The sequence below is a fragment of the Bradyrhizobium sp. 4 genome (assembly GCF_023100905.1).
Taxonomy (GTDB): Bacteria; Pseudomonadota; Alphaproteobacteria; order Rhizobiales; family Xanthobacteraceae; genus Bradyrhizobium.
This window is the reverse complement of sequence record NZ_CP064686.1, coordinates 5,703,580-5,726,945: the sequence shown is the minus strand read 5'-3', so window position 1 is coordinate 5,726,945 and position 23,366 is coordinate 5,703,580. Positions and strand designations below refer to the sequence as shown.

The window sequence follows — 23,366 nt, the reverse complement described above, 5'->3', positions numbered from 1 at the left end:
GCTGCTCCGCTCGGCCGATCAGGGCTTCTGGCCGAAGTTGAAGGACTTGGTGGCTGACCAGGGATCGGTCGTGGAGACCTGCTCGCTCGGGACTTGCTCGACCTCGGGCGACGGCAGATTCGCCGAAAAGGTGCGGCCCCATTGGTGGCTGGGCTCGTTGCTGATCCTGCCGATATAGGTGACGAGGTCCCAGATCACGCTGTCGGGCAGCACGCCGCCCCAAGCCGGCATTCCGTTCGGCCGCCCCTGGTAGATCGAGAGAAAGATGTTCTCGGGCTGCGCTCCGTAAGTAAAGATGTTGTTGCTCAGCGCCGGCCCCATGCCGCCGCCGCCATTCGGCGCGTGGCAGCCGACGCAGTTGAAGTTGACATAGTAGGTCATCCCGCGCTGCTGCGCGTTGGGATCACCTTGCACGGGATTCTTGATTTGGGGCGGGTCCGGCTGCGCGCCGGGATGGAGGTGACTGACCGGGACCTGCATGAAGACGCCGGGGCTGCCATTGCCGACGCTGCCACCGAAATTCGGGCGCGGAGACAGCGTCGGCATCTGCGCCTCCTGCGACTGCGGCAAGGTCTGCTGGGCCAGCCCCGCACCATTCGGCAAGACCGCCAGCAGCAACCACAGGGCGCTCGCGCGCATTGCTGGAGCAGACATCACTCATGTCCTCCCGATACCGTGACGGGTTGGTCCACCAGCGGAACGCCGTAACTGCGCAGCAGCGAGGTGATCTCGGACCAATGCTCGTCGATGAACTCGTTCAGCCGGTCGCGCAAGGCGTCGTCGCCTTTGCGCACGCCCATCGCGATGGCGAACTGGAACTGCTGAGGTGCAAAGCGTTCGTAATCCCGGATCGGCGTGACCGTCAGCGGGACGGGAGAGTGCTGGGCGAAATATCCGCCGAGGGGGCCCCAAGCTGCGGCGACATCGAGGCTGCCGCTTTCGACGGCTTCGATCAGGCGTGCCGGCGGATCGGCCTGGCGATAATCGCCGTAGATGGAGTAGCCGCGGACGTTATCGACGATGCCTTGGTCGCCGAGCGCCTGCGCAGGCGGTGGATTGTTGCCGTCGTCGCCGATCAGATGCACGCCGATCACGAGGTGATGCAAGCGCGGGTCGAGTAGGGACGAAAGGTCGAGGTGCCGGTCCTGCCGCGTGACGAACACATAGCTCGAGCGATAATAGGGCTTGGTCGTCTCGACGAGATCATAGCCGGACGGTACGCCCATCACGACGTCGCATCTGCCGGCTTTCAGTGTGTTGCGGATGAAGCCGCGGCGCTGCGCCCACCAGGTGTAGGTGACCTGCTGGCCGAAATGCTCGGCCACCATCGTCGCGAGCCTGTTCTCGAATCCTGCTTCGGCTTTGTTCGAGAACGGCAGATTGTTGGGATCGGCACAGACGCGAAGCTCGCGATCCGACGCTGCCGCCGCCGTGGTTGCGAGCCCGACCAGAAAACCAAGGGTGATGCCAGGACAACTATTTCGAAGGCGCATGGCTGGTATCCTCACCGTTTGCGCCGCCGAGCTTGAAGACCAGCAGTTCGCTCCCGCCGGCGGTGTAGAACGGCAGATCCTGCGTCGCGCCGGTGAACCCCAGCGCACCGTTGCGCCCCCGCGGATCGACCTCGGCATTGGCCACCACACCCGGCCAGCCGCCGACGCCCGACAGGATCGCGACGTATTGCTGTCCGTCGGAGCCGCGATAGGAGATCGGTTGGCCGATGAACCCGGATCCGGCGCGGAATTGCCACAGCACATGTCCATCCTTGGCATCCACGACTTTGAAAAGCCGATCCATGGTGCCGTAGAATGCGACATCACCTGCTGTGACCAGCGCGCCGCTCCAGACCGGCAGCTTCTCGTGGATCTCCCAGACCTTCCTGCGCGCGATTGGATCCCACGCCATGAACTCGCCGCGATAGCCGCCGGGGCCGGCATACATATCGACGTCTGCGCCGACATAGGGCGTCCCGGCGATGTAGCCGACCTGAGAGGCCTTGAAGCTCATGCAGAGATGCTGATGGGGCACGTAGAGAAGTTTTGTGCGCGGTGACCACGCCGTCGGTTGCCAATCCTTGGCGCCCGGCGCGCTCGGGCAGATGTTCTCGACGGTCTTGCCGACAAGCGGCGTCTTCTCCTCGTTGGGGATGATCTTGCCGGTCTTCAGATCGACGCCCTTGTAGCTGTTGACGAAGTCATAAGCGTCCGCCGAGATCACCTCGCCAGTGGCGCGGTCCATGACGTACATATAGCCGTTGCGGCCGGGGTGGATCAGCACCTTGCGCGGCCGTCCATTCAGTTCGAGGTCGACAAGCACGTTCTCGTTGATCTCGTCGTGGTCGAACAGATCGTGCGGGTTGATCTGGTAGGCCCATTTGGCGCGACCGGTGTCGGGATCGCGGGCAAAGATTGTGGTGCTCCAGAGATTGTCGCCGCTGCGCTGGTTCGCGTTCCAGGGACTCGGATTGGCCGTGCCGTAGTAGACCAGGTTCAGATCGGGATCGTAGGAGATCCAGCCCCAGACCGTGCCGCCGCCAACCTGCCAGCGGTCGGCGGGCCAGGTCTTCACGCCGAGATCCTGGCCTTTGAGATTGTCGTAGAATGGCTTGAAATCGTCGCCGATCAGCACGTCCTTGTCGGGACCTGTTGAATAGGCGCGCCAAGCGATGGCGCCGGTGTTCTCGTCGAGCGCGGTCACCCAGCCGCGCACGCCCAGTTCGCCGCCGCTGTTGCCGACGAGAATCTTGCCTTTCACCACGATGGGAGCCATCGTGATCGTTTCGCCCTTGTTGATCTCGCCGAGCTTCGTGTGCCAGAGCTCTTTGCCGGTCTTGGCGTCGATGGCGACGGTGTGGTTATCGAGCGTGTTGAGGAAGACCTTGCCGTTGTCGAAGGCCAGCCCGCGATTGACGACGTCGCAGCAGGCAACGCCCGCGGCTGCGGGCTCCGGCTTCGGCGCATAGGACCATTTCAACTCGCCAGTCGTGGCATCTAGCGCGAACACGCGGTTGGGATAGGGGCCGGCATAGGGACCGACCACATACATGGTGCCGTCCACCACGAGCGGCGCCGCTTCCTGGCCCCGGTCGGCGCCCACCGAGAAGGTCCAGGCGAGCTGGAGGCGCGAAGCATTGGACGCGTTGATCTGGTCGAGCTCGCTGTAGCGGGTGTTGGCGTAGTCGCGCGCCGCCATCGGCCACTGGCCGGGATCTTTCATGCGGCTGGCGAGATCGCTTTGTGCTGACGCGGATGACAGCATCGCGCAGCAGGCGCAAAGGATGGCCGGAATCCGGTTGAGCAGACGCGTGAGACCACGCACTAACATATGTAAAGATCTCCACGGCAGGGATGCGGCCGTGCCGCATTGCAGGCCGGCTTGCGGACGTACAAACGTTCCGCCTTCCCTTGGTTCCAAAAAGCGGCGATTGACGCAGCGCTATCTCACGACGTTGCCGGATACGCCGGCGCCGAGGTCGACTGAGATCTGATCTTCCTTGCCGTTACACTTGGGATGGCCAAATCCCGACGGGCTTTTGCCGTCGGGGCCGATGTCGTAGATGATCGCGTCCTTCATGTTGGGGCTGACTCCGGCCGGCACCCGGTCAAGCCCGAGCTGGTGACGCACGCGCCAGGCCACGTTGTGATCCGCGCAGGAGCTGTCGCCGCTGACGCCCAGCGCGCCCGTGACGCCGTTGCCGTCATAGAGCGCGAGCCCGCCTCCGAACACGATCGTGCCGCCGATCGGCTTGCCCACCATCGGATCCTGAGCCGTGCCGAAGTTGTCCGGAGATCCGGCGTACAAGGCCTCCTGGGATGGTGGGTTGCCGAGTGCCGCGCCGAACAGGAACCCGCCCGGCTGCGCACCTGCATAGAGATTGGCGGTCGCCATCGCCTTGTCCTTCAGGCTGAACGCATTCGCTGTGTTGGCCTTCTCGGCCGCGATGGCACGGCTGCCCAGCCACTGGTCGTCGACCTTGCCGCCGCTGTAGGCAATTGCGCAGACGACGCCCTGCCGATTGACGACGGCAGCCCATTCGTTGTTGTCCAGACCTCCGTTGCTGGGGCCGCCGCCCGACTTGACGCTCTTCTTGAGGATATCGGCGAGCTTGTCATGGTTGACCGGGCACGACATCCCCGGCTGGGGTTGGTCCTGCGCGTTCAAGACTGCAGGCACCAAGAATGCTGCGGTGAAGATAGCCGTTAGCGCCATGACGGATCGTTTTTCCATGTGGCCTCCGTGGAGTGTCGCAGTCGGCAGGCGAACGTTCGAACAGAAGTTGCGGTTCCTATGCCGCATCGCTCAGCCCGGATGTTGAAGGGAGCGGCAGGTGGGAATGGCCGCCGTTCGCAGTCAGCCACCGGTGAGCAAAGAACAACGCCGCGCCGGTATAGAGTAGGCCCATGGGCACCCACATCAGGATGCCGGCGAGTTGCTGGTCCTCGAGTGCCGAGAGGCCGAATTCACCGGCGAGGGCGCCTTGACCGGGGATCCACAGCCGCGGCGACACCGTCAGCAGAGCCCCGAGCACACCCGAATGCAAAATCGTGATGAACAGGCACGCGACAGCGATGCCGTCGCGAATTCGTGTGCTACGGCCCTGACCGCGGCCATGCAGCAGCACCCACCAGAACAACAGCGCGGTCGCAAAGAAGCTGATGTGCTGGAGACGATGGATCGCCGTATTCTCGAGCGCCCATGCATATAACGGCGGTGCGTGCCAGACCCAGAGCGCTGCGCCGTGCAGGATGGTCGCGCTCATGGGGTGGCTCACAAACCGCCACGGCCACGCCAGTATCGGCCAATTGAGCATTCGACCCGCCGCCGGGCGGAGCCGGGCCGGCAGGCTCCACAGCAGGGGGCCATTGATCCGGGCGAACGCCATCAGCGGTGCTGCGACCACCATCAGGAGTTCATGCTCGACCATGTGCGCGGTGAACAGACGCTCGCCGAGCCAGTGCAGCGGCGAGGTCACGGCAAGCGCGGCGACCAGCCATCCGGTCCAGAATGCGGCCACCTGGCGGAAGCTGACGCCGCGGCCGCCGCCCGCATGATGCCAGAGCCGCTGCGTTCCGACATAGAAGGCGATACCGACGGCATAGAGCGGGGCCATCAGCCAGGGATCGTAGCTCCACAGCGAGCCGGGATCGACCTCCGATAGTCCATGCGCATCGGCCGGCGCCGTGAACAGCGCGAGCAGCAGTGCTGCAAGGCTCAGCGCAGGCATGGGCTGATCATGAGCGAGGCGGCGAACTGGTTCGCGATCACCAGCGCAAACAGCACGCCGGAGCCGACGCCGAGCCAGGCCATGAACGTTCGTGGCCCGCCGCCTTGCGCATCCGTCCATTCAGCCCCCGCCCCGCGTCGAACCGCGCGGGCGGAAATGACAGTGCCCGCGAGGGCGACGACAGCCAGAGCCGCACTCATGATCGCGCCGCTGATCCTGGTCTGTTCGCAGGCGAAGTGCGCGAGCACGTAGATGCCCTGCAAATTGATCCCCCACGCGATGGGCCCGAGCGCAACGCCGGCCCAGTAAAGCAGTCTGGAACGTCCCTCGGCTGCGGTCATAGGCGTGGTACCCAATCGAGCAAGACATAGAGCGGCAGCCAGGCGAGCACGACGAAGTTCCAGTAGAACACGTTGTCGGTCACGTCGCTGAACCGGCGCGGTTTCGCATGGCGCGTGAACATCAACACCGCCAGCACGACCGTGTCGCCGACATCCGTGGCAAGGTGGGTCGTGTGCAGCCCCAGAATGAGCCATACGATCGAGCCATAGGCTGAATTGTCCCAGCGGGTGTTGAGATGCGCGAACTCGAAGCCGCGCAGCACCAGGAGCGCGATGCCGATCAAGGCCATCACGATCAGGCCGATCCGCGCCTTCGCGAGACCCTGTCGGTGTGCGGCGCGGTTCGTGAACTCGTTGGGAATGATGCTCAATAGATAAATCACCGTCTCGACCGTCCCCGGCCAGAGATCCGGCGGGGATGCTCCGATCGGCCAGGTCGGGTTGACTGCGTAGAGATAAAGGTAGGCGCCGATGGCAATGGCAAAGCCCATGCCTTCGAGCGCCATGAAACCCATGGCGCCCCACCACGGGCCACTACGCGGGCCGTAGCCGTAAGTCGGCAGGTCCGAGACGTCGCGGACGATAGTCTGTCTCACTCCTCGTCCTCCTTGCTGCCGGTTGGCCAGAACCAGCCGATCAAAGTCACGGCCATCGGCGGCGTGCCCCAGAGCACCGCCCAGGGCGTGAAGATCGATCCGATGAAGAAGATCGTCGTTGCGATCGCCGCAAGCAGCGGCCAGATACTCGGCTCGGGCGAAGCCTCGCGGATCTGGGGCTCGGCTTCCGCAAGCGAGGTCAGCAGGACCTCGCGCCGCTCGGCGCTCAGACCCGCGACTACTGGCAGGCTCTCGCTGTCGGCCCACAGCGGATCGCGGTGCTTGACGACCGGAATGCGGTCGAAATTCTGCGGCGGAGGCGGCGACGAGGTCGCCCATTCCAGCGTCGAGGCATCCCAGGGGTTGTCGCCCGCAAGCGCGCCCTTGCGCAGGCTGTAGACCACATTGGCCAGAAGCAGCGCGAAGCTAAACGCGAAAACGAGAGCACCGCCGCTGGACACGAGGTTCAGATGCGCCCAGTCCATGTCGGCGGTGTAGGTATAGACCCGGCGCGGCATTCCGATCAGCCCGAGAATGTGCATCGGGAAGAAGGCGACGTTGAAGCCGATGAAGGCCAGCCAGAAATTCCAGCGCCCTAGTCTTTCGCTCAGCATGCGGCCGGCGATCTTGGGAAACCAGTAGTAGACCGCGCCGACCAGCGGGAAGACGGCGCCGCCGATCAGAACATAATGGAAGTGGGCGACGACGAAATAGGTGTCGTGCACCTGGGTATCGATCGGGACCGAGGCGACCATCACGCCGGACAACCCGCCGAGCACGAAGATCACGATGAAGCCGATCACGAACAACAGCGGCGTCCGGTACACCGGACGTCCGTCCCAGAGCGTTGCCAGCCAGCAGAAAATCTGCAGCCCGCTCGGCACCGCGATCAGCATGCTGGAGGCCGTGAACAGGGCCGCACCGAGTTGGGGCAAGCCCGTGACGAACATGTGGTGGACCCAGAGGCCGAACGACAGGAAGCCGGTCGCGATCAAGGAGAGGATCACCACGGGATAGCCGATCACCGGCCGCCGCGCGAACGTCGCGAGGATCGCCGAAACCATTCCCGTGCCCGGGATGAAGATGATGTAGACCTCGGGATGGCCGAAGAACCAGAACAGATGCTGCCAGAGCAAGGGATGGCCGCCCGATGAGGAATCATAGAAGCGGGTATTGACGAGGCGATCCAGGATCAGTGACGTCGATGCGACCATGATCGAGGGCATTGCGAACATCACAAGGAAGGCCGTCACCAGCATGGCCCAGACGAACAGGGGAATGCGGTCGAGCGTCATCCCTGGCGCGCGGAGCTTGAACACGGTCACGACGATCTCGACGGCGACCGCGAGCGCCGCAACCTCGGTAAAGGTGATCATCTGCGCCCAGACATCGGCGCGCTTGGTCGGTGTGAACTGCAGGCTGGAGAGGGGAACGTAGGAAAACCAGCCGACGTCGGGGCCGACGTTGAACAGGAAGGAGGTCCACAGGAAGCAGCCGCCGAACAGAAACATCCAATAGCTGAAGGCATTCAGGCGCGGAAAGGCGATGTTCCGCGTGCCGACCATCAACGGCACCAGATAGACGGCGAACGCCTCCATGACAGGCACGGCGAACAGGAACATCATCGTCGAGCCGTGCATCGTGAAGACTTGATTGTACTTGTCGGCCGAGAGAAACGTCTTCTCCGGCCCGGCCAGCTGAATGCGCATCAGGACCGCAAGGATGCCGCCGAGGAGCAGAAAGGCGAATGCGGTCAAGATGTAGCGACGTCCAACGACCTTGTGGTCGACCGACATGAGCGCACCGACAAGTCCAGACGGCGTGCGCCACACCCGCTCGAGCTGCGTCGAAAGCTGCAGACCGTTCAGGACGTCGTCCCGCAATTCATTTGGTTCAGCGGCCATGCTCACTTGAGCTGCTCCAGATAATGAATGATCGCGATCAGCTCGTCCGATTGCAGCGGCATCTTCGGCATGAGATTGCCGGGCTTGATGTGCTGGGGATCGGCGATCCAGGCGCCGAGCGTCGCGGGAGTATTCGGCAGCGTTCCCGCAGCGATCGTCGTGCGGCTGCCGATATGCGTGAGATCCGGGCCGAGCTGGCCGCCGGCCAGCGTGCCGCTGATGTTGTGGCACAAGGCGCATCCGCGCGCCCGGAACAGAGCCTCGCCCTGCTTGCCGAGCTGATCCGCGGGGTTACTCGCGCTCTGGTTTTCATGGTCGCGCCAGCGGCCGAACTCGTCGGGGGACATCGCGATCACGGCGAACGCCATGTGGGCGTGCTGGATCCCGCAGAACTCGGCGCATTGACCGCGATAGATGCCCGCGTTCTTCGCCGTAAATTGCAGCTCATTCTTCTGCCCGGGGATCAAGTCCATCTTGCCGGTCAGGCTGGGCACCCAGAAGCTGTGGATCACGTCGGCGGATTCCAGCTCGACTTTAACCGGTTGCCCGGTCGGGATCCGGATCTCGTTGGCGGTCACGAAACTCTGGTGCGGACTATCGGCCTCATAGCGGACCTCCCACCACCATTGGTGACCGATGATCTTGAGCGTGTGGGTTTTCTCGTCCTTGGCAAAGACGGTGCGCTGACCGGCATAGCTGACCAAGGAGAGGCCGAGCACGACGACGGTGGTCGCAATCCCAAGCGCGAGGATGACGCGCCCGGAGCGTCGTTCGAAGGGCTGGTGGAGGTCCAGCGGCTGATCGGCTGCGCGCTTTCGGCGCAACAGCCCCACACCCAGAACGATGACGACGGCAGTCCAGACGATCGCCGCGACAATGAGGAAGAGAAACAGCGTGTGACGAATCTGCTCAGACTGTAGCCCTTGAGGGTCGAGCGCCGACTGCTGGCCCGCGCACGCGGCAAGCGGCCAGGTCATGCACAACACCAGAACCCTTTGCACCCGGACCTGCATTGACGTTTTGTCGCACTCCGCTTCACAGGCGGAACCGGTCAGGCCTACAAAGGTTCCTATGCGCAACCGGAACGGTTGGCCGACGAAGGACATGTCCGACATCGATCATCGGGCTAAAACGGCCAGCCCTTCACGGCGATCACGATCGCCGCATCGCCCGCGGCCATCAGCAACAGGATGGCAAGACTGGCGATGATCGCACCCGGCTGGGCAAGCACGCGCAACTCTCCGAGCATGTGTCGGCTCCAAAAACGCAGCAATGCCGCGACGACCCTGAGGGTTCCTGCGGACGTGCCGGGAGTTGACCTGCGAGCGCCGGAACGAAGGCTCGAGATCGCGCGTTCCTGCGACGAATTCGAGGGTTCACGTGCCGCGCTATCATTTCGATCTGGTCGATTCGAAGACCGTTGCAGACGAGGGAGGTGCTGAATTGCCCGACGACATCATGGCCCTGGATGTTGCCGAGGAGATCGCCAGGAGACTTCTTGCGGAGCGTCCCGAACTCAGAAATCGTCATTTTTCCATCCTGGTCACGAACCAGGAGGGTGAGGAGATCGGGAAGGTGCCCCTTGATGTCCTGCACTGAAGCCCTGGCCTGACATGACGTTGAGGATCGGCGTGATCTCGGATACGCACGGCCTTCTCAGGCCGGAGGCCGAACGCCGTCTTGCGGGGGTGTCGCATATCCTCCACGCCGGTGATATCGGCGCGCCGGAGGTTCTGGAGAGGCTTTGCCTGATAGCACCGGTCACCGCCATCAGGGGAAACGTCGACGTCGCCAGTTGGGCGAAGCGCTATCCCGAAACCGAAACAGTGCACCTCGGCGCTCGTTGTTTCTACCTCCTTCACGATCTCAAGGCGCTCGCCATCGACCCCGCGGCAACCAGTGTGAACGTGGTGATATCAGGACATTCGCATCGGGTGCAGGTCAACACGATCGACGGAGTGCTTTTCCTGAATCCCGGAAGCGCCGGTCCAAGGCGCTTCAAGCTGCCGATCACGCTGGCAACGCTCGAAATGGATGAGGGCGGCGACCTGCGCCCCACCATCCATGAGCTCGACGCGTGAACGACGTGCGTGCGTGCCAGCTAGTGAGTATTCGACTTTTGCCACCGCTCCAGATCAATCGGGGGACGCTTTGGGTCGATCTGCTCCTTCTCGGGATTCCCCTGCCAAGGCTGGTCCGTCTGCCGGTGGGTTGGCAAATCAGTCTGCTGTCGCGGATCGTCGACCGGGGTTTCTCTGGGGTCGTTTTCAGGTGCTTTCGCTCTCGGCATAAGTTGTCCTCTTTATGGTCTGTCGATGCGGCGGCACGCGATCAGCGTACGCCAGCGATAATTGCCGCGACGCGGCGCGAATGCTGATCGACAATGACGAGATCGTTTCCGGCGATCAGATATTGATCGCCCCAGAACCCGTTCAGCACTTGGGTGACTTCGGGCGGCAAATCGGCAACCTCGGTCTGGCGCGGCACAGACGTACCGATCATCATTTCGAAATTCGGGCGATCCATCGTCGGGCCATGCGCCGATGAGATGGTGGCGCGGAGCTGCTCGCGTTGCTGATCGTTGAGGCCAGCCGGCTGGGCGCTCTGCTTCACATCCCGCGCACGGGCGCCGGTCGTGTCTTCATTGCCAGCCGGGTTTTCCTTGGCCGCTTTGCTGACTGCTTCGCGTTGCGTGGGAACTCCCGTGCCGACCGTTGTGGCAGGGGCACCTTTGTCGGCGCCTGTGGAGGGGCGGCCCAGATAGTCTGTTGCCCCGAACATCTGGGGCACGGCGAACCAGACGATGAAACCTACAAACAGGACCGCGGCCACTCCCGATCCTGCCATCATCAGCTTCCGGGTGCCGTCCTTCTCCGTTTCACGCGATAGATACTTGACCATGAACAAAAAGCCTTCGGTATGAACTGCGGAGTCAACCCGCGCAGGAATCGTTCGTTCCTGCGGGCATGCATCAGCATCGATCAGGAACGACCGCCGCCGCATCTCATTGCCAGCACATGAGGTCGCGAGACCGAAACAAGGAGCATGCAATGTCCAAAATGCCCCCCGTTCCGCCAGAGCAGCGCAGCGACAAGGGACCCGGATCTGATCCAAAGATCGAGACGGACGAAAAGGTGCCCGGCCGCGAGAACTTCGACGCCCAGGGCCGTCACGGCAACATCAAGCAGAACACGACAAACCAAGGCTACCAGCAGGACCGATGAATGCCACACAAGAACTCTGACACTGAACGCTTCGGTGGTCCGGGCTCATCGCGGCAGGACCGCAAGCACCCGGAAAAGGGAGGTCGCGAGCACGAGCGCCCTGCGCCCGGAACGCCCACCAACGATCGCAAATCACACGTCTCGGGAGGCGGTGGTGAGCGCGATCAACATCACACGCATAATGATCGTGAGAGGAGCTGAGCAATGCATAGGACAAGTTCGGGCTTGATGCTGATCGCCTTCCTGGCGAGCGCGTCGATAGGGGCCGCCTCGGCGCAGAGTGGCGGGGGTGGGGGCGGTGGCGGTTCGGGAGGATCGGGCGGAGCAAGCGCGAGCAGCACGAGCGGCGGCCCCGGCGGTGCGACAAGCCCCGGGTCAGCCGGCGGTGCTTCGAGCCTTGGGTCTGCAGGTCCTGGGTCTGCAGGTCCTGGGTCGACAGGTCCTGGGTCTGCAGGTCTTGGGTCTGCAAGTCGTGGGTCGACAGGTCTTGGGTCGACGGGAGCGACAAACCAGGCGGGGGATGTATCGCCCAACCTGGTCAATCCAGCCGACGCGGCCGCGGCTTCGCGCGGCACGACGGCTACCGGCACGAACACCGCTGGAACGGCACAATCAACGGGTAGCGGCCCGCAAGGATCGACCACCGTCGGGCGGGCCGGCAATCCCGCAGGAGGCACCAGCAGCGGACGGATCGACGGAACTGCGACACCCGGTCCGTCGATGCCGGGCGATGCCGAAATACGCTCCGAGAACTCTCAGGATTCGCACGTCGATCGAAAGATCAAGAGCATCTGCAAAGGCTGCTAGAGTGGTGATCAGGACGCCGGGCTTCCCGGCGTCCAATCGAGGTCATCCTCGCTTCGAGGTTCGGGGTCGGGCGAGCAGGGCTTGATCTTCAGGTCGTCCTCGAGCCTGGGCTTGCCCTCGCCCTCGCTGCTTTCGACCAGATCAGCGTCTTCGGCTCTCTTCAGCGTTTCCTCTTTGGTCGAAAATGTCCGGCTCAGTTTTTCGTCATCCTTGAACAGGGCATACGCCATCTCGGTCCTCACAGTTTGATCATCGGCAACTTTGACGGCGGCCGTCACGCGCGGCCACCGCCAATGCTACGGCTGCCACTTCCGCTTGCGCTTGAGACGTTGCGCGCCGTTTCCCCTTTTTCCTTTGCCGTGCTTCACGGCGGTCCGTCTCGACCTTTCTTGCCATTTGTACCTCCTTGTCGCTGGGGTGAACCTCTAGTCGACTTCCCTGAGACTGCTCACGATCGCAAGGTGACGCTGGATGATGGGCAGCGACATCTGTGCGACCTGCTGTTCGCTGGGGTTAACACCGGATCGCAAATACGAATTGTTGAGCGCGAGCAATTCACGGTGTCCGCGGATCTGCCCCTGCACGTACATCCGGTCGAAGGGACCCGACGGTGTGGCCTGAAGGCGCTGAAGCAGGGCGGCATGATCCGGCCGCAGCGGTGCCGATCCCGGCGCTGCTCCGAGCGCGCTCGCGACCTGGACCTGTTCGGTGATCTCTGCATTGGCGAAGTTGACGATGTCGGGATTGCCGGTGCGCGTCAGGGCGAGCTGACTCGTCTGCATCGCAAACGCGCCACCCATGAGGTCGGCCGTTCGAAAATCCCGCTGTGGGACTGGCTTGGATTGCGCAGCGTAGGTCGATAGTCCGAGGCCGCCCAACGCAAGTAAAAACGATCTTCTCAGCATGATGAATCTCCAATGTTGGATTCACAAGACACTGCTACCGTTTCGAACGTTCCTATCGTCACATAAGCAGCCGAGCGATGCTCCACCGAGCGCCTTCGGTGGCATGAGATGAGCAGGCAGGTTAACGCAGGTTATTGGCAGGGGGAGTGTGTCATGATCATAGGAACGGCAACCTGGAGGAGGGTTTGTCCATCATCCAGATGCCGACCGACGCACGAGCAGATTCATGCAAGACAGCAATTCATCCAGCTTCCCGATTTCCGCGGGTGTCCTTCTCGGGCTTGGCCTGGGCGGGTTTTTTGACGGCATTGTGTTTCATCAGCTGCTGCAATGGCATCATATGTTAAGCGGCTGGTACCCGCTCAACTCCATCGACAACGTCAAGCTCAATACGACCTGGGACGGCATCTTCCACAGTGCGACCTATCTGCTTGTGCTGCTCGGCCTGTATGTGCTGTGGCAACGGGCGCGCAGGTCCGACATTCACCTGTCGGGCGGCCGGTGTCTCGGAGCGGTCTTGCTCGGTTGGGGCATCTTCAATCTGGTTGAAGGCGTGGTGGACCATGAGATCTTCAAGTTGCATCGGGTGAATGAGACCGTGCCCGACGCACAGCGCATCTTCTGGGATATCGGATTCCTGCTATGGGGTGCGGCCATGTTGGTGATCGGCGCAGCCATGACACGCGCCGCCACGCAAGCGAGGGTACATGCGGAAAGCAGTCTACAGGCTCGCTAGAGAGACCCCGCCAGCTCTGGTCTATGCCCTTTTTATATTGCTGCTGATGCTCGCGACAGCACCGGCCTTTCGCATCGTGCTGTTTGGTGTGTCGCTGGATGATCTCCTGCAACTACGTTGCTTCAATCCCAATTGATGCGCAGTTATCAACGCCTCATGTCCGCCCGGAGGTAACATGGTCGAGTTCAGGCTTCCGAAACACTCCCGCGTCGAAAAGGGAAGGATCTGGCCCAAGCCGGACAGCAAATCGTTGCGCGAATTCCAGGTCTATCGCTGGAATCCCGACGACGGTCGCAATCCCCGGCTCGACACCTACTTCGTCGATATCAGCGATTGCGGGCCCATGGTGCTGGATGGTCTGATCTGGATCAAGAACAACATCGACTCCACACTGACGTTCAGGCGGTCCTGCCGCGAAGGCGTGTGCGGCTCCTGCTCGATGAATATTGCCGGCCAGAACACGCTCGCCTGCACCAAATCCATGAGTGAGGAGGTCCCGAACGGCGAGCCGTTGCGCGTGCTGCCCTTGCCGCATCAGCCCGTGGTCAAGGACCTCGTTCCCGACCTGACGAATTTCTACGCCCAGCTCGCATTGATCGAGCCTTGGCTGCAAACCGTGTCGCCCACGCCGCAGAAGGAATGGCGGCAGAGCCATGAGGATCGGGCGAAGCTCGACGGGCTGTACGAATGCATCCTCTGCGCCTGCTGCTCGACGTCTTGTCCAAGCTACTGGTGGAATTCCGAGCGTTTCCTGGGCCCAGCGGCTTTGATCCAGGCGGCGCGGTGGGTCAATGACAGCCGCGACGAAGCGACAGGCGAGCGCCTCGACAAGCTTGAAGACCCCTTCAGGATCTATCGCTGTCACACCATTCTCAACTGCGCGAAGGCGTGTCCCAAGGGCTTGAATCCGGGCGAAGCGATTTCCGGATTGCGCCTCAAGATGGTCGAACGGAAGTTCTGATCGTAGATGGACGCTCCCCGCAGAAAGGAACGATGGCTGCGGCGTAGGCTTATCGACCAAACCGGAGGCGCCTGATGGGCAAGAAACAATTCGCCGCTTTGCCGTTCACGCTGAACAATTCCGAATTGCGAGTGATGCTGATCACGACCAGGCGTAAGGGCAGGTGGAGTGTCCCGAAGGGGTCGCCGATGCGCAAGACCGAGCCGCATCGTGCGGCTGCGCTCGAGGCATACGAGGAGGCTGGTCTTGTTGGCGTCACCGCAAAGCGCGCGCTCGGGTCCTTCAAGCATCGCAAACGGAAGGGTGATCGCAAGCAGACCGTGAACGTCGCCGTCTTTCCCATGAGGGTCCACGGGCAGGAGCGCTGGTGGCCGGAAAAGGGAGAGCGCGAAGCAATCTGGGTGTCGCCGAAGAAGGCGAACCGTCTGGTACACAAGGCGCAGCTTCGGCGCCTGATCGCCCGGTTTGCGGCGCAGACGGAGAAGACCGCCTCCTTACCGCTGGGCGACGGCCCAGGAACCCGCGTCTCGTCCAGCTATTCAAGGTAGATGAACCAGCAACCGACCGGACTTGCATTCGAGGAGCGACCGCCTCATGAGGTCCTGGCCGCTGCGATCAAGCGGCGCTGCGCCATCCTGTTCGTCGGTGCCGGCGTCTCGATGGCTGTCGGCCTGCCGTCCTGGCAATCTCTGATCGACCATCTGCTGGATGACCTTGGACTTGAGCGCAACGTGATCGATGGAATGCACGGCGGCTATCAGATGCTGGCGGAGTACTACCGGCTGAAGCGCGGCGGAATTGGCCCGCTTCGCAGCTGGCTCGACCGCAACTGGCGCGTCGACCCGGACAGGATCGCGGCCTCACGGCTCCACAAGCTGATCGTGGAGCTCGATTTTCCGACCATTTACACCACGAACTACGACCGCAACCTCGAGACAGCCTTTGACGTCCTGGAAAAGCCCTACGCCAAGATCAGCAACGCAAAGGACATTGCAGGCGCCCGTTCCGGCGTGACGCACATCATCAAATTCCATGGTGACTTCGACGACGATGCCTCGCTCGTCCTGACCGAAACCGACTTCCTCAACCGGCTCGCGTTCGACTCGCCACTCGATATCCGGTTTCGCGCCGATGCCTTGGGCAGCACGCTTCTTTTCATCGGATACAGCATGTCTGATCCCAACATTCGGCTGCTGCTGCACCGAATTTGGCAGAGTTGGGACGAATCCGGGCACCGCCAGGACCGACCGAGGTCCTTCGTTTTCGTCACGCAGCGCAATCCGGTGCAGGAGGCGGTATTGGCGAACTGGGGCATCACCACCATCGCGCCGCCTGACGGCGTCAGTCCAGATGAAGGTGTTACCCGGTTCTTGCTGGACATCCGCCAACGTATTGACCGAAAGAAGTGAGTGCCTCAACTGCGCCGCCACGATGCGCGCCCAGACCAAGACCACCGGCGAACACGATGGCCGTGACCATTTGCTCTGCTGCCATGGGGCGCTCGGCTCAACGGCGGGATCGGTCAGAACGGGGCTCGATTGCCAGTCCGCAAGCAGGACTGGTCACCGATATCCCCTATATCGCCGGGCATAGGCATAGCGAGGATTGACGCCGCAATAGGCGTTCGTTCCCGATGCAGTCGCCATGCACTGAGCGTAACTGGCGAACTGGCAGTTGCCCGGATAGCCCCAAACGCGGCCCTGAAGGCAGTAGCGGTCTTGTGCGACGGCGGCCGTCGAGGAGCCGAAGCCCATCACAAGCGCGAGAGACGCGGCAGCCAGGAGCAATCGATGTTTCATGAATATCTCCAATTTCAACATTGAACGTCCCTCGTGAAGCGGCGTTCCAAAGTGCAACGTTGACCGCTCCTTTTCTCGGGTTCGACGCGAATCGTTAACCTGTGTGAAGCCGTTCGATGCCGATCGCGATTAAGGTGACGGATGTCCTCGATCGGAAGCCGTATGCCTGACCAATCTCCCAGCCTTAGAAATTTCACCATCAATTTCGGTCCACAGCATCCCGCCGCTCATGGCGTGCTCAGGCTCGTGCTCGAACTTGACGGCGAAGTCGTCGCACGGGTCGATCCGCACATTGGTCTTCTGCATCGGGGCACCGAAAAATTGATCGAGGCCAAGACCTATCTTCAGGCGATCCCCTATTTCGACCGGCTCGACTATGTCGCTCCTTTGACGCAGGAGCACGCATTTTGCCTGGCGATAGAGAAGCTGATCGGGCTTGAAGTTCCGCGGCGAGGGCAGCTGATCAGGGTGCTCTTTCATGAGATCAGTCGCATCCTGTCTCATCTTCTGAACGTCACGACGCAAGCGATGGATGTCGGCGCCTTGACGCCACCCCTTTGGGGCTTCGAAGAGCGCGAGAAGCTCATGGTTTTCTACGAGCGTGCGTCCGGCAGTCGGATGCATGCCAACTATTATCGTCCCGGCGGTGTGCATCAGGACCTTCCCCCCAAACTGATCGACGATATCGAAGCCTGGTGCGATCCGTTCCTGCGCGTCGTCGACGATCTGGACCGGTTGCTCTCGCTCAACCGCATATTCAAGGCCCGGAACGTGGATATAGGTCGCGTGACGCTCGATCAGGCCTGGGCCTGGGGCTTCTCCGGCGTGCTGGTACGGGGGTCGGGCGCGGCCTGGGACTTGCGAAAGGCACAGCCCTACGACTGCTATGCCGAGATGGACTTCGACATCCCCGTCGGCAGGAACGGAGACTGCTACGACCGCTATCTCATCCGAATGGAGGAGATGCGGCAATCCGTGCGCATCATGAAGCAATGCATCGAGAAGCTGAAGTCTGCGGACGGCCAGGGCCCGGTGCTCGTGCAGGACAACAAGGTCGCGCCGCCGCGACGTGGTGAGATGAAGCGTTCCATGGAGGCGCTGATTCACCACTTCAAGCTCTACACGGAGGGCTTCCACGTTCCCGCCGGCGAGGTCTATGTCGCCGTCGAGGCTCCGAAGGGAGAGTTCGGTGTGTTCCTCATCGCGGACGGGACCAACCGTCCCTACAAGTGCAAGATCAGGTCGCCGGGGTTCGCCCACCTGCAAGCGATGGACTTTCTCTGCAGGGGGCATTTGCTCGCGGACGTCTCGGCGATCCTGGGGTCGTTGGACATCGTCTTCGGCGAGGTCGATCGCTGACTGGAAAGCCGCACTGGAGGATCAGCATGGATATCAAGGAAACCTCCGCGATGACCGAAGCGTCCGGCCTCGTGGACGATCAGTTCACCGCGCAGAGCGACTCGCACGCGCCGCACGGTGATACACGAACAGCAGGCGATACGCCTTCTCAAGCGCCTTCGGCGCAATTGGCCGACCAGCTCAGGACGATGACCAGAGCAGCGCCGCTGCAGGCAATCTTTGCGGCGTTTCTGTTGGGCGTTTTGATAGCTCGGCGTCGCTAGACGTCGGCCAGGGCCGTCCCTTTCATCGGACGACCCCGGCCGTTGCACGACAATCAGGTCAGCGCGTTCGTCACCGGCGGTTCGTTCATCTGCTCGACTTGTGCGCCGCTATCCGGCCGCGCCGGTCCGAGCACAGGCTCCTCGCCCAAAGGCTCGAACCCGGCGCGGAAGCTGAACGACCCCTGCCCGTCGAGCGAAGGACCTTCGCAGTAGCGCCCCGGCTGCAACGGCGCGGCGTTGCGTTCGGTGCCCATGAACATGTAGCTGAATTCGGTCGCCTCCTTGCTGCGGTCGAAGCTGTTCGGAATAGGCAGGGCGGCGTCCGCGCCCATCTCCTCGATCACCGCGAGCCATTGCTGTTGATGCATGGTGTCGCGCGCAATCAGGTAGCTCAGCATGTCCTGCATGCCGGGATCGCTCGTGGAGTTGAAGAGACGCACGGCGAGGGTCCGGCCCGTGGATTCAGCCGCCACGTTGCAATACATGTCGGCGGCCAGATTGCCGCTGGCATAGACATGCGAACAATCGAAGGGAACGCCGTCGCAATTGGCAGGGAAGGCAGCCATGCCGGTCGAGAGCAGGTGCCGGTGCAGCATGCCCTCGATCACGTGCCGCGGCCGCTCGCCGCCGTTCATCACCGCGCCGACGACTGGATTGGCCTGCAGGCTGGTCTCCTGCATCGTTGCCGGCGCATTCTCCAGGTTCAGCGCTACCGCGGTCGCGAGCATCTCGATGTGGCTGATCTCTTCGGTCGCGGTATTAAGCAGGATGTCGCGATATTTGGCCGGCCCCCGCGCACCCCAGGCCTGGAAGAAATACTGAAGGCAGACGCGGATCTCGCCTTCGACGCCGCCGATGGCTTGCTGCAGCTGGCGGGCGAAGATCGGATCGGGCTTCTCGACCCTGACCGGATATTGCAGTCGCTTGTCGAAGTAGTACATGCGCAGCTCCTTTTTGTGTTGACGCTATTGCGCAATGAGTGCTGCCGGGTTGCGTTCCTATTGAGTTTCTAGCGACTATTTTGGAAGCCTTTAAATTTAGACGTGAACGCGATGCGGCCCCGGCGAGGAGAGGATCTCGCCGAGGCCGCTCTCAGGCGCGCAACAGCAGGGAGCGCGCGTTAGAAAATTGCGAACCGCGAACCGTTAGCGCCGCGGCATGGTGCCGTTGGACGGTGGGGTCGTCTCGTTGCGCATGCCGGGAGGACTGGAAGCACCTTGTCCGCCCCGCTCGACATGGGTGATGCCGCCGCCACCGGAGCCGCCGGCTCCGCCCGAGCCGGCTCCTGCACCGCCAGCGCCAGCTCCAGCACCGCCGCCCGCGCCGCCGGCCCCGGCGCCCGCGCCGCCGCCCGCGCCACCTCCGGCGCCACCCGCACCACCGCCGGCGCCGCCTGCGCCACCACCAGCGCCACCGCCTGCACCTTGCGCGAACGCTGCGCCGACTGAAGCGCCTGCAAGCATTGCTGCCGTAAAGATCGTCAGGATCGTCTTACGCATCTGTCTTCTCCTTGAGGTTTCGATGTCGGACCAATCATGTGAAGCATCCACCGTTCCTAGCCGTGCAGCGCGATCAAGCTCTGTCCTCGACGACTCCGCGTCGATATTGCGAAGGCACGGCAACTTCGTCGAACCGTTCGGCGAGAGCATCGAGAGCCGCGCGCATCTGCGGCCCCTGCATGGCCGCGCCGTGCCCGGTGACGACGATCTCTGGAGCGAGCGCGGCAAGTGCGCGCACCGATGTCTTCGCGCTTTCCCAATCGGGCGTGAAATACATCGGCGGCCCGTGCATCTCCGGTGTTTGCGTCACCGCGGCGTAAACGGATTCCTGCCGCGTCGTGATGAAGGCGTCGCCGGCGATCAGCACGCGATCGCGTTCGCGCCAGAGCGAGATATGCCCTGGGGTATGGCCGGGCGTATGGATCCACCGCCATTCCGGCATGAAGGGTACGCTATGATCAAAGGGAAGATCATAGAGGCGCGATCCGACGTTCACCGGCCTTGTCGGGAAGAGCGGAGAAAGCCGGGCGAGCAGCCCGCCACCGACGGTGGGATCGGCCGACGGATAGGATTGACTTCCGTCAAGATAGGGATGCTCGGCCGCATGGGCATAAACCGGAACCTCCCATTCATTCGCCAGCGTTTCGAGCACGCCGACGTGATCGAAGTGCCCATGCGTCATGATGATGCAGGCGGGCCGGCCGTTCCCTCCGAATCTCGCTTTCGCGGCGGAGCGGATGGCGCCAGCCGATCCAGGAATGCCGGCGTCCACCAGCACCCAATTGCCGTCGCCGGCGTTCTCGAAACCGACGAAGATGACGTTGACGATCGCAAGCTGACGATAGGCGACGTCAGCGACGATCTGCCGCGTGCTGTCGTTGCGGTCGAGGTCGGATTGCGGGTGCTCCGCGTCGGCGGAAGAGGGAAGCGAGATCTGCGTCATGTTCATTCGAGTCCGATGTAATCAATTCTCTAGCGCTCAATCGTACCCATGCGCCGGATCTTCTTCTGAAGCAGCATCACGCCGTATAGCAGCGCCTCTGCGGTCGGCGGCAGCCGGGCACGTAGATGTCGACCGGCACGACGCGATCACAGCCGCGCACGACCGAGTAGGAATAGTGATAATAGCCTCCGCCGTTGGCACAGGACCCCATTGAGATCACGTAGCGCGGCTCGGGCATCTGGTCGTAGATCTTGCGAAACGCCGGCGCCATCTTGTTGGTGAGCGTGCCCGCGACGATGATCACGTCCGACTGGCGCGGTGATGCGCGTGGCGCGAATCCGAAGCGTTCGGCGTCGTAACGCGGCATCGACATCTGCATCATCTCGACCGCGCAGCAGGCGAGCCCGAACGTCATCCACATCAGCGAGCCGGTCCGCGCCCAGGTGATCAGCTCCTCCGCCGTCGCCGTGAAGAAGCCCTTGTCCGCAAGATCGTCGCGGATCGTCATGAAGAACGGATCGCAAGTGTTGTCCGGCCGTCCCTCGCCCGGCCGGCCAGATCCAGGCCGGTCAAGCGAAGGGCCTGAGCTGCCGACGTGCGGAAAATTGTTTGTCATTCGTGTCCCTGAGCGCTGCGGCCGTTTGGCGATGCGACCACCCGCTCCGGGAAACAGTGATTTGCATACGGCGTTCCTGCGGCGGGAGGAGGATTTGCGTTCTGTTATCGCAGGTTAGCTTCGGGTCCGACGGCCGGAACCCGGCGTTGGCGTCGTGGATCACCCTAGGAACGATCCACCGAAACTGCGGTTGGCGGCGGCAGGGCCCCGTGAAATGGAGAACATGAAATGACGAACGCAGCCCGCGATACATTCGTCGTTGGATTACGCAATGCGCATGCGATGGAAGTGCAAGCAAGAGAGCTGATGGAGCGCCAGTCGGAACGACTGGACGAATATCCCGAGGTCAAGGCCAAGGTCGCCGCTCACCTTCAGGAGACCAACGAGCAACTGAAGCGGCTGGAGAGATGCCTAGAAGCTTGCGGCGAGAGTACCTCCAGCCTCAAGGATACGACGCAATCCATGATGGCGAACATGCAAGCCATGGCACACTCGGTGGCCGGCGACGAGATTCTCAAGAACACTTTCGCCAACAATGCCTTCGAGAATTTCGAGATCGCTGCCTACAAGTCTCTGCTCGCCCTCTGCGGCGCCGCTGGTTTCGCGGAGGCCAAGGAGCCGCTCGAGACATCGCTGAAGGAGGAGCAGCGCATGGCCGCTTGGATCGACTCAAACGTCGAGAAGGTGACGATGGAATATCTGGCGCATCAGCGCCAGGCGGCCTGATCGAACATCACACCCGCAAGGGCGAGACCAGCGGCTTCGGCCGCTGAGTCGCCTGCGTCCTGATATGGGCTCGCAGGACCGAAACCCTCTCATCCGCGTTTTGCTGCAATGGCGCACATCATCTTCAGCGACTACCGCAATCCTGCTGCCGAACAGGCCTATGAGATCGCATGGGACTTTCTGGCCCGCAGCGGGGTGATCCACGATGAGTTCGAGGCGTGCGTGTTTCTGGCTCAACGCATCACCATGATGGTCGAGGAAGGGCAGGCAAACCGAATCCGGATGGCCAATCGCGCGATATCCGAATACCAGTACCATCTCGAGAACCTCTGCAAGCCGGCCCGTGGCGCGGCTGCTTCACGCGCTTGAGGGCTCGCGCGGGTTCGTGGGCTGTTACTGCCGATCTGCGATCGTGAGCTGGCCGCGTGCCCCGGTACGTCCGCTCCTCCGCGATGCAATGGCCGGGACCAGTGCCGGCGCTTCGCCGGCCATGCGCATGGCGAAATAAGCAATCGTCGCGCGAAGACCATCCTTGAGCGCCACGCGCGGGCGCCACCCCAACGCCTTCACGGCCGTGTCAATGACGGGCTTGCGGCGCTTCGGATCGTCTTTCGGCAGCTCCTCGAACCGGAGCGGGGAGGCTGATTCCGTATACGCCAGCACGTCGCGCGCGATCGCCTCGATCGTAACCTCGTGCGGATTACCCAGGTTGCACGGTCCGGTGACTGACGATGGGCTCTCCATGAGCAACTGGAGGCCACGCACGAGATCGTCGACGAAGCAGAAGCTCCTGGTCTGCGTACCACCTCCATAGATCGTGATCGGCTCTCCGCGAAGCGCCTGCACGATGAAGTTGGAGACCACGCGTCCGTCGTTCTCCAGCATCCGGGGTCCGTAGGTGTTGAAGATGCGCGCGACCTTGATTTCGACCCCGTACATGCGATGGTAATCAAACATCAGCGTTTCCGCTGCCCGCTTGCCCTCGTCGTAGCAGGCCCGGGGTCCGATCGGATTGACGTTGCCGAGATAGGATTCCGGCTGCGGATGCACTTCGGGATCACCGTAGATCTCGCTGGTCGATGCCTGCAGCACCCGTGCGCCTTTCCGCTGCGCGAGCTCCAGCATGTTGATAGTGCCGAGCACGCAGGTCTTCATCGTGCCGACCGGATCTTTCTGATAATGACGGGGTGACGCCGGGCAGGCGAGGCTGTAGATCCGGTCGATGTCGCCCTCGATCTCGACGGGATCGCGTACGTCATGTTCGATGAAGCGAAAGTTCGGATGATTGAGCAGCGGCCGAATGTTGTCGGTCGTCCCCGTGAAGAGGTTGTCGAGGCAGATCACGGTGTGGCCGCGCTGCAAAAGCGCGTCGCAGAGGTGGGATCCGATGAAGCCGGCGCCTCCGGCCACCAGAACGGTGGGAGAGCGGCGGGACGCGTTGATGCGGGTCTGAACTGTCATGG

31 protein-coding genes and 1 pseudogene are annotated in these 23,366 nt (G+C 62.5%); 12 read left to right on the top strand and 20 right to left on the bottom strand.

What is annotated here, in order from left to right:
- Positions 1-18: 18 nt before the first annotated feature.
- The 10 genes from IVB45_RS27340 to IVB45_RS38955 form a co-directional block, all read right to left on the bottom strand.
- A complete protein-coding gene (locus IVB45_RS27340) occupies positions 19-654 on the bottom strand; it encodes a cytochrome c (RefSeq protein ID WP_247358945.1) in 636 nt (211 codons plus the stop codon).
- Positions 654-1,493 carry a substrate-binding domain-containing protein gene (locus IVB45_RS27335; RefSeq protein ID WP_247358947.1) on the bottom strand — a complete coding sequence of 280 codons (840 nt, stop codon included), beginning with the start codon at positions 1,491-1,493 and terminating at the stop codon, positions 654-656. The genes IVB45_RS27340 and IVB45_RS27335 overlap by 1 nt, the downstream gene beginning before the upstream one ends.
- On the bottom strand, positions 1,477-3,258 hold the full coding sequence (locus IVB45_RS27330) for a methanol/ethanol family PQQ-dependent dehydrogenase (RefSeq protein ID WP_256469444.1): 1,782 nt from the start codon (positions 3,256-3,258) through the stop codon (positions 1,477-1,479). The genes IVB45_RS27335 and IVB45_RS27330 overlap by 17 nt, the downstream gene beginning before the upstream one ends.
- 177 nt (positions 3,259-3,435) lie before the next feature.
- Positions 3,436-4,227, bottom strand: a complete 792-nt coding sequence (locus IVB45_RS27325) for a heme-binding protein (RefSeq protein WP_247289209.1) — start codon at positions 4,225-4,227, stop codon at positions 3,436-3,438.
- A gap of 58 nt (positions 4,228-4,285) precedes the next feature.
- Complete coding sequence (locus tag IVB45_RS27320; protein WP_247358949.1) at positions 4,286-5,224, bottom strand: cytochrome c oxidase assembly protein; 939 nt, start codon at positions 5,222-5,224, stop codon at positions 4,286-4,288.
- Positions 5,212-5,565, bottom strand: a complete 354-nt coding sequence (locus IVB45_RS27315) for a hypothetical protein (protein WP_247358951.1) — start codon at positions 5,563-5,565, stop codon at positions 5,212-5,214. Before IVB45_RS27315 ends, IVB45_RS27320 begins: the two co-directional genes overlap by 13 nt.
- Positions 5,562-6,161: a cytochrome c oxidase subunit 3 gene (locus tag IVB45_RS27310; protein WP_247358952.1), complete on the bottom strand. Its 600-nt coding sequence runs from the start codon at positions 6,159-6,161 to the stop codon at positions 5,562-5,564. The genes IVB45_RS27315 and IVB45_RS27310 overlap by 4 nt, the downstream gene beginning before the upstream one ends.
- On the bottom strand, positions 6,158-8,065 hold the full coding sequence (gene ctaD, locus IVB45_RS27305; protein WP_247289213.1) for a cytochrome c oxidase subunit I: 1,908 nt from the start codon (positions 8,063-8,065) through the stop codon (positions 6,158-6,160). Before ctaD ends, IVB45_RS27310 begins: the two co-directional genes overlap by 4 nt.
- A 2-nt stretch (positions 8,066-8,067) precedes the next feature.
- Complete coding sequence (coxB, locus tag IVB45_RS27300; protein ID WP_247358954.1) at positions 8,068-9,171, bottom strand: cytochrome c oxidase subunit II; 1,104 nt, start codon at positions 9,169-9,171, stop codon at positions 8,068-8,070.
- A gap of 20 nt (positions 9,172-9,191) precedes the next feature.
- On the bottom strand, positions 9,192-9,314 hold the full coding sequence (locus IVB45_RS38955) for a hypothetical protein (RefSeq protein ID WP_256469442.1): 123 nt from the start codon (positions 9,312-9,314) through the stop codon (positions 9,192-9,194).
- 131 nt (positions 9,315-9,445) lie between these two features.
- Between IVB45_RS38955 and IVB45_RS27295 the strand changes: the two genes are divergently transcribed.
- Both IVB45_RS27295 and IVB45_RS27290 read left to right on the top strand, forming a co-directional pair.
- Positions 9,446-9,664, top strand: a complete 219-nt coding sequence (locus IVB45_RS27295) for a hypothetical protein (protein ID WP_027570906.1) — start codon at positions 9,446-9,448, stop codon at positions 9,662-9,664.
- 14 nt (positions 9,665-9,678) lie between these two features.
- Positions 9,679-10,146, top strand: a complete 468-nt coding sequence (locus IVB45_RS27290; protein WP_247358956.1) for a metallophosphoesterase family protein — start codon at positions 9,679-9,681, stop codon at positions 10,144-10,146.
- Positions 10,147-10,166: 20 nt separating this feature from the next.
- Here IVB45_RS27290 and IVB45_RS27285 read toward each other — a convergent pair whose 3' ends face one another.
- Both IVB45_RS27285 and IVB45_RS27280 read right to left on the bottom strand, forming a co-directional pair.
- Complete coding sequence (locus IVB45_RS27285; protein ID WP_081747987.1) at positions 10,167-10,355, bottom strand: hypothetical protein; 189 nt, start codon at positions 10,353-10,355, stop codon at positions 10,167-10,169.
- Positions 10,356-10,396: 41 nt separating this feature from the next.
- Complete coding sequence (locus IVB45_RS27280) at positions 10,397-11,068, bottom strand: DUF1236 domain-containing protein (RefSeq protein WP_247358958.1); 672 nt, start codon at positions 11,066-11,068, stop codon at positions 10,397-10,399.
- A 47-nt stretch (positions 11,069-11,115) separates the two neighbouring features.
- Between IVB45_RS27280 and IVB45_RS27275 the strand changes: the two genes are divergently transcribed.
- Together IVB45_RS27275 and IVB45_RS27270 are read left to right on the top strand one after the other, a co-directional pair.
- Entirely contained in the window at positions 11,116-11,289 is a 174-nt protein-coding gene (locus tag IVB45_RS27275) for a hypothetical protein (protein WP_247358959.1), read from the top strand.
- Positions 11,290-11,490 (top strand): hypothetical protein, encoded by a 201-nt coding sequence (locus IVB45_RS27270; RefSeq protein WP_081747988.1) that lies wholly within the window; start codon positions 11,290-11,292, stop codon positions 11,488-11,490.
- 614 nt (positions 11,491-12,104) lie between these two features.
- Here IVB45_RS27270 and IVB45_RS27265 read toward each other — a convergent pair.
- Together IVB45_RS27265 and IVB45_RS27260 are read right to left on the bottom strand one after the other, a co-directional pair.
- Positions 12,105-12,374 carry a hypothetical protein gene (locus IVB45_RS27265; RefSeq protein ID WP_247358961.1) on the bottom strand — a complete coding sequence of 90 codons (270 nt, stop codon included), beginning with the start codon at positions 12,372-12,374 and terminating at the stop codon, positions 12,105-12,107.
- Between the two features lie 147 nt (positions 12,375-12,521).
- A complete protein-coding gene (locus IVB45_RS27260; protein ID WP_247358963.1) occupies positions 12,522-13,001 on the bottom strand; it encodes a DUF4142 domain-containing protein in 480 nt (159 codons plus the stop codon).
- A gap of 226 nt (positions 13,002-13,227) precedes the next feature.
- Between IVB45_RS27260 and IVB45_RS27255 the strand changes: the two genes are divergently transcribed.
- The 4 genes from IVB45_RS27255 (at position 13,228) to IVB45_RS27240 (ending at position 16,107) form a co-directional block, all read left to right on the top strand.
- Positions 13,228-13,737, top strand: coding sequence for a DUF2243 domain-containing protein (locus IVB45_RS27255; protein ID WP_247358965.1), 510 nt, complete (start codon positions 13,228-13,230; stop codon positions 13,735-13,737).
- Between the two features lie 175 nt (positions 13,738-13,912).
- Positions 13,913-14,698, top strand: coding sequence for a succinate dehydrogenase iron-sulfur subunit (locus IVB45_RS27250; protein WP_247358966.1), 786 nt, complete (start codon positions 13,913-13,915; stop codon positions 14,696-14,698).
- 74 nt (positions 14,699-14,772) lie between these two features.
- Positions 14,773-15,246 (top strand): NUDIX hydrolase, encoded by a 474-nt coding sequence (locus tag IVB45_RS27245; protein ID WP_247358968.1) that lies wholly within the window; start codon positions 14,773-14,775, stop codon positions 15,244-15,246.
- Positions 15,247-16,107, top strand: a complete 861-nt coding sequence (locus tag IVB45_RS27240; RefSeq protein ID WP_247358970.1) for an SIR2 family protein — start codon at positions 15,247-15,249, stop codon at positions 16,105-16,107. It begins immediately after the preceding gene.
- A gap of 153 nt (positions 16,108-16,260) precedes the next feature.
- On the opposite strand, the gene IVB45_RS27235 is transcribed toward IVB45_RS27240, so the two are convergent.
- Positions 16,261-16,497, bottom strand: coding sequence for a DUF3551 domain-containing protein (locus IVB45_RS27235; RefSeq protein WP_155809547.1), 237 nt, complete (start codon positions 16,495-16,497; stop codon positions 16,261-16,263).
- A gap of 162 nt (positions 16,498-16,659) precedes the next feature.
- Between IVB45_RS27235 and IVB45_RS27230 the strand changes: the two genes are divergently transcribed.
- A complete protein-coding gene (locus IVB45_RS27230) occupies positions 16,660-17,856 on the top strand; it encodes an NADH-quinone oxidoreductase subunit D (RefSeq protein ID WP_247358972.1) in 1,197 nt (398 codons plus the stop codon).
- A gap of 26 nt (positions 17,857-17,882) precedes the next feature.
- Positions 17,883-18,119 (top strand): hypothetical protein, encoded by a 237-nt coding sequence (locus IVB45_RS27225; RefSeq protein WP_247358974.1) that lies wholly within the window; start codon positions 17,883-17,885, stop codon positions 18,117-18,119.
- A gap of 53 nt (positions 18,120-18,172) precedes the next feature.
- On the opposite strand, the gene IVB45_RS27220 is transcribed toward IVB45_RS27225, so the two are convergent.
- The 4 genes and pseudogenes from IVB45_RS27220 to IVB45_RS27205 form a co-directional block, all read right to left on the bottom strand.
- Positions 18,173-19,060, bottom strand: coding sequence for a manganese catalase family protein (locus tag IVB45_RS27220; protein WP_247358976.1), 888 nt, complete (start codon positions 19,058-19,060; stop codon positions 18,173-18,175).
- 204 nt (positions 19,061-19,264) lie between these two features.
- The gene (locus IVB45_RS27215; RefSeq protein ID WP_197031109.1) at positions 19,265-19,618 is read right to left on the bottom strand and encodes a hypothetical protein; all 354 of its coding nucleotides are present in this window, start codon (positions 19,616-19,618) and stop codon (positions 19,265-19,267) included.
- A gap of 73 nt (positions 19,619-19,691) precedes the next feature.
- Positions 19,692-20,561 (bottom strand): MBL fold metallo-hydrolase, encoded by an 870-nt coding sequence (locus tag IVB45_RS27210; protein ID WP_247358978.1) that lies wholly within the window; start codon positions 20,559-20,561, stop codon positions 19,692-19,694.
- 29 nt (positions 20,562-20,590) lie between these two features.
- A pseudogene (locus IVB45_RS27205) lies at positions 20,591-21,177 on the bottom strand (NADH-quinone oxidoreductase subunit B family protein).
- A gap of 228 nt (positions 21,178-21,405) precedes the next feature.
- Here IVB45_RS27205 and IVB45_RS27200 point away from each other — a divergent pair.
- Together IVB45_RS27200 and IVB45_RS27195 are read left to right on the top strand one after the other, a co-directional pair.
- Positions 21,406-21,903 (top strand): ferritin-like domain-containing protein, encoded by a 498-nt coding sequence (locus tag IVB45_RS27200; RefSeq protein WP_026234016.1) that lies wholly within the window; start codon positions 21,406-21,408, stop codon positions 21,901-21,903.
- Positions 21,904-22,011: 108 nt separating this feature from the next.
- Positions 22,012-22,272, top strand: a complete 261-nt coding sequence (locus IVB45_RS27195; RefSeq protein ID WP_247358981.1) for a hypothetical protein — start codon at positions 22,012-22,014, stop codon at positions 22,270-22,272.
- A gap of 24 nt (positions 22,273-22,296) precedes the next feature.
- Here the strand turns inward: IVB45_RS27195 and IVB45_RS27190 are convergent, their stop codons facing one another.
- Complete coding sequence (locus tag IVB45_RS27190; protein WP_247358984.1) at positions 22,297-23,364, bottom strand: UDP-glucuronic acid decarboxylase family protein; 1,068 nt, start codon at positions 23,362-23,364, stop codon at positions 22,297-22,299.
- Between the last annotated feature and the right edge of the window lie 2 nt (positions 23,365-23,366).

What these genes read in the sequence shown, in the direction of transcription:
- IVB45_RS27340 (WP_247358945.1), bottom strand. Translation starts at nt 654, where the DNA reads ATGTCTGCTCCAGCAATGCGCGCGAGCGCCCTGTGGTTGCTGCTGGCG.
- IVB45_RS27335 (WP_247358947.1), bottom strand. Translation starts at nt 1,493, where the DNA reads ATGCGCCTTCGAAATAGTTGTCCTGGCATCACCCTTGGTTTTCTGGTC.
- IVB45_RS27330 (WP_256469444.1), bottom strand. Translation starts at nt 3,258, where the DNA reads ATGCTGTCATCCGCGTCAGCACAAAGCGATCTCGCCAGCCGCATGAAA.
- IVB45_RS27325 (WP_247289209.1), bottom strand. Translation starts at nt 4,227, where the DNA reads ATGGAAAAACGATCCGTCATGGCGCTAACGGCTATCTTCACCGCAGCA.
- IVB45_RS27320 (WP_247358949.1), bottom strand. Translation starts at nt 5,224, where the DNA reads ATGCCTGCGCTGAGCCTTGCAGCACTGCTGCTCGCGCTGTTCACGGCG.
- IVB45_RS27315 (WP_247358951.1), bottom strand. Translation starts at nt 5,565, where the DNA reads ATGACCGCAGCCGAGGGACGTTCCAGACTGCTTTACTGGGCCGGCGTT.
- ctaD (WP_247289213.1), bottom strand. Translation starts at nt 8,065, where the DNA reads ATGGCCGCTGAACCAAATGAATTGCGGGACGACGTCCTGAACGGTCTG.
- coxB (WP_247358954.1), bottom strand. Translation starts at nt 9,171, where the DNA reads ATGTCCTTCGTCGGCCAACCGTTCCGGTTGCGCATAGGAACCTTTGTA.
- IVB45_RS38955 (WP_256469442.1), bottom strand. Translation starts at nt 9,314, where the DNA reads ATGCTCGGAGAGTTGCGCGTGCTTGCCCAGCCGGGTGCGATCATCGCC.
- IVB45_RS27290 (WP_247358956.1), top strand. Translation starts at nt 9,679, where the DNA reads ATGACGTTGAGGATCGGCGTGATCTCGGATACGCACGGCCTTCTCAGG.
- IVB45_RS27285 (WP_081747987.1), bottom strand. Translation starts at nt 10,355, where the DNA reads ATGCCGAGAGCGAAAGCACCTGAAAACGACCCCAGAGAAACCCCGGTC.
- IVB45_RS27280 (WP_247358958.1), bottom strand. Translation starts at nt 11,068, where the DNA reads ATGCGGCGGCGGTCGTTCCTGATCGATGCTGATGCATGCCCGCAGGAA.
- IVB45_RS27275 (WP_247358959.1), top strand. Translation starts at nt 11,116, where the DNA reads ATGTCCAAAATGCCCCCCGTTCCGCCAGAGCAGCGCAGCGACAAGGGA.
- IVB45_RS27270 (WP_081747988.1), top strand. Translation starts at nt 11,290, where the DNA reads ATGCCACACAAGAACTCTGACACTGAACGCTTCGGTGGTCCGGGCTCA.
- IVB45_RS27260 (WP_247358963.1), bottom strand. Translation starts at nt 13,001, where the DNA reads ATGCTGAGAAGATCGTTTTTACTTGCGTTGGGCGGCCTCGGACTATCG.
- IVB45_RS27255 (WP_247358965.1), top strand. Translation starts at nt 13,228, where the DNA reads ATGCAAGACAGCAATTCATCCAGCTTCCCGATTTCCGCGGGTGTCCTT.
- IVB45_RS27250 (WP_247358966.1), top strand. Translation starts at nt 13,913, where the DNA reads ATGGTCGAGTTCAGGCTTCCGAAACACTCCCGCGTCGAAAAGGGAAGG.
- IVB45_RS27245 (WP_247358968.1), top strand. Translation starts at nt 14,773, where the DNA reads ATGGGCAAGAAACAATTCGCCGCTTTGCCGTTCACGCTGAACAATTCC.
- IVB45_RS27240 (WP_247358970.1), top strand. Translation starts at nt 15,247, where the DNA reads ATGAACCAGCAACCGACCGGACTTGCATTCGAGGAGCGACCGCCTCAT.
- IVB45_RS27235 (WP_155809547.1), bottom strand. Translation starts at nt 16,497, where the DNA reads ATGAAACATCGATTGCTCCTGGCTGCCGCGTCTCTCGCGCTTGTGATG.
- IVB45_RS27230 (WP_247358972.1), top strand. Translation starts at nt 16,660, where the DNA reads ATGCCTGACCAATCTCCCAGCCTTAGAAATTTCACCATCAATTTCGGT.
- IVB45_RS27225 (WP_247358974.1), top strand. Translation starts at nt 17,883, where the DNA reads ATGGATATCAAGGAAACCTCCGCGATGACCGAAGCGTCCGGCCTCGTG.
- IVB45_RS27220 (WP_247358976.1), bottom strand. Translation starts at nt 19,060, where the DNA reads ATGTACTACTTCGACAAGCGACTGCAATATCCGGTCAGGGTCGAGAAG.
- IVB45_RS27215 (WP_197031109.1), bottom strand. Translation starts at nt 19,618, where the DNA reads ATGCGTAAGACGATCCTGACGATCTTTACGGCAGCAATGCTTGCAGGC.
- IVB45_RS27210 (WP_247358978.1), bottom strand. Translation starts at nt 20,561, where the DNA reads ATGACGCAGATCTCGCTTCCCTCTTCCGCCGACGCGGAGCACCCGCAA.
- IVB45_RS27200 (WP_026234016.1), top strand. Translation starts at nt 21,406, where the DNA reads ATGACGAACGCAGCCCGCGATACATTCGTCGTTGGATTACGCAATGCG.
- IVB45_RS27195 (WP_247358981.1), top strand. Translation starts at nt 22,012, where the DNA reads ATGGCGCACATCATCTTCAGCGACTACCGCAATCCTGCTGCCGAACAG.
- IVB45_RS27190 (WP_247358984.1), bottom strand. Translation starts at nt 23,364, where the DNA reads ATGACAGTTCAGACCCGCATCAACGCGTCCCGCCGCTCTCCCACCGTT.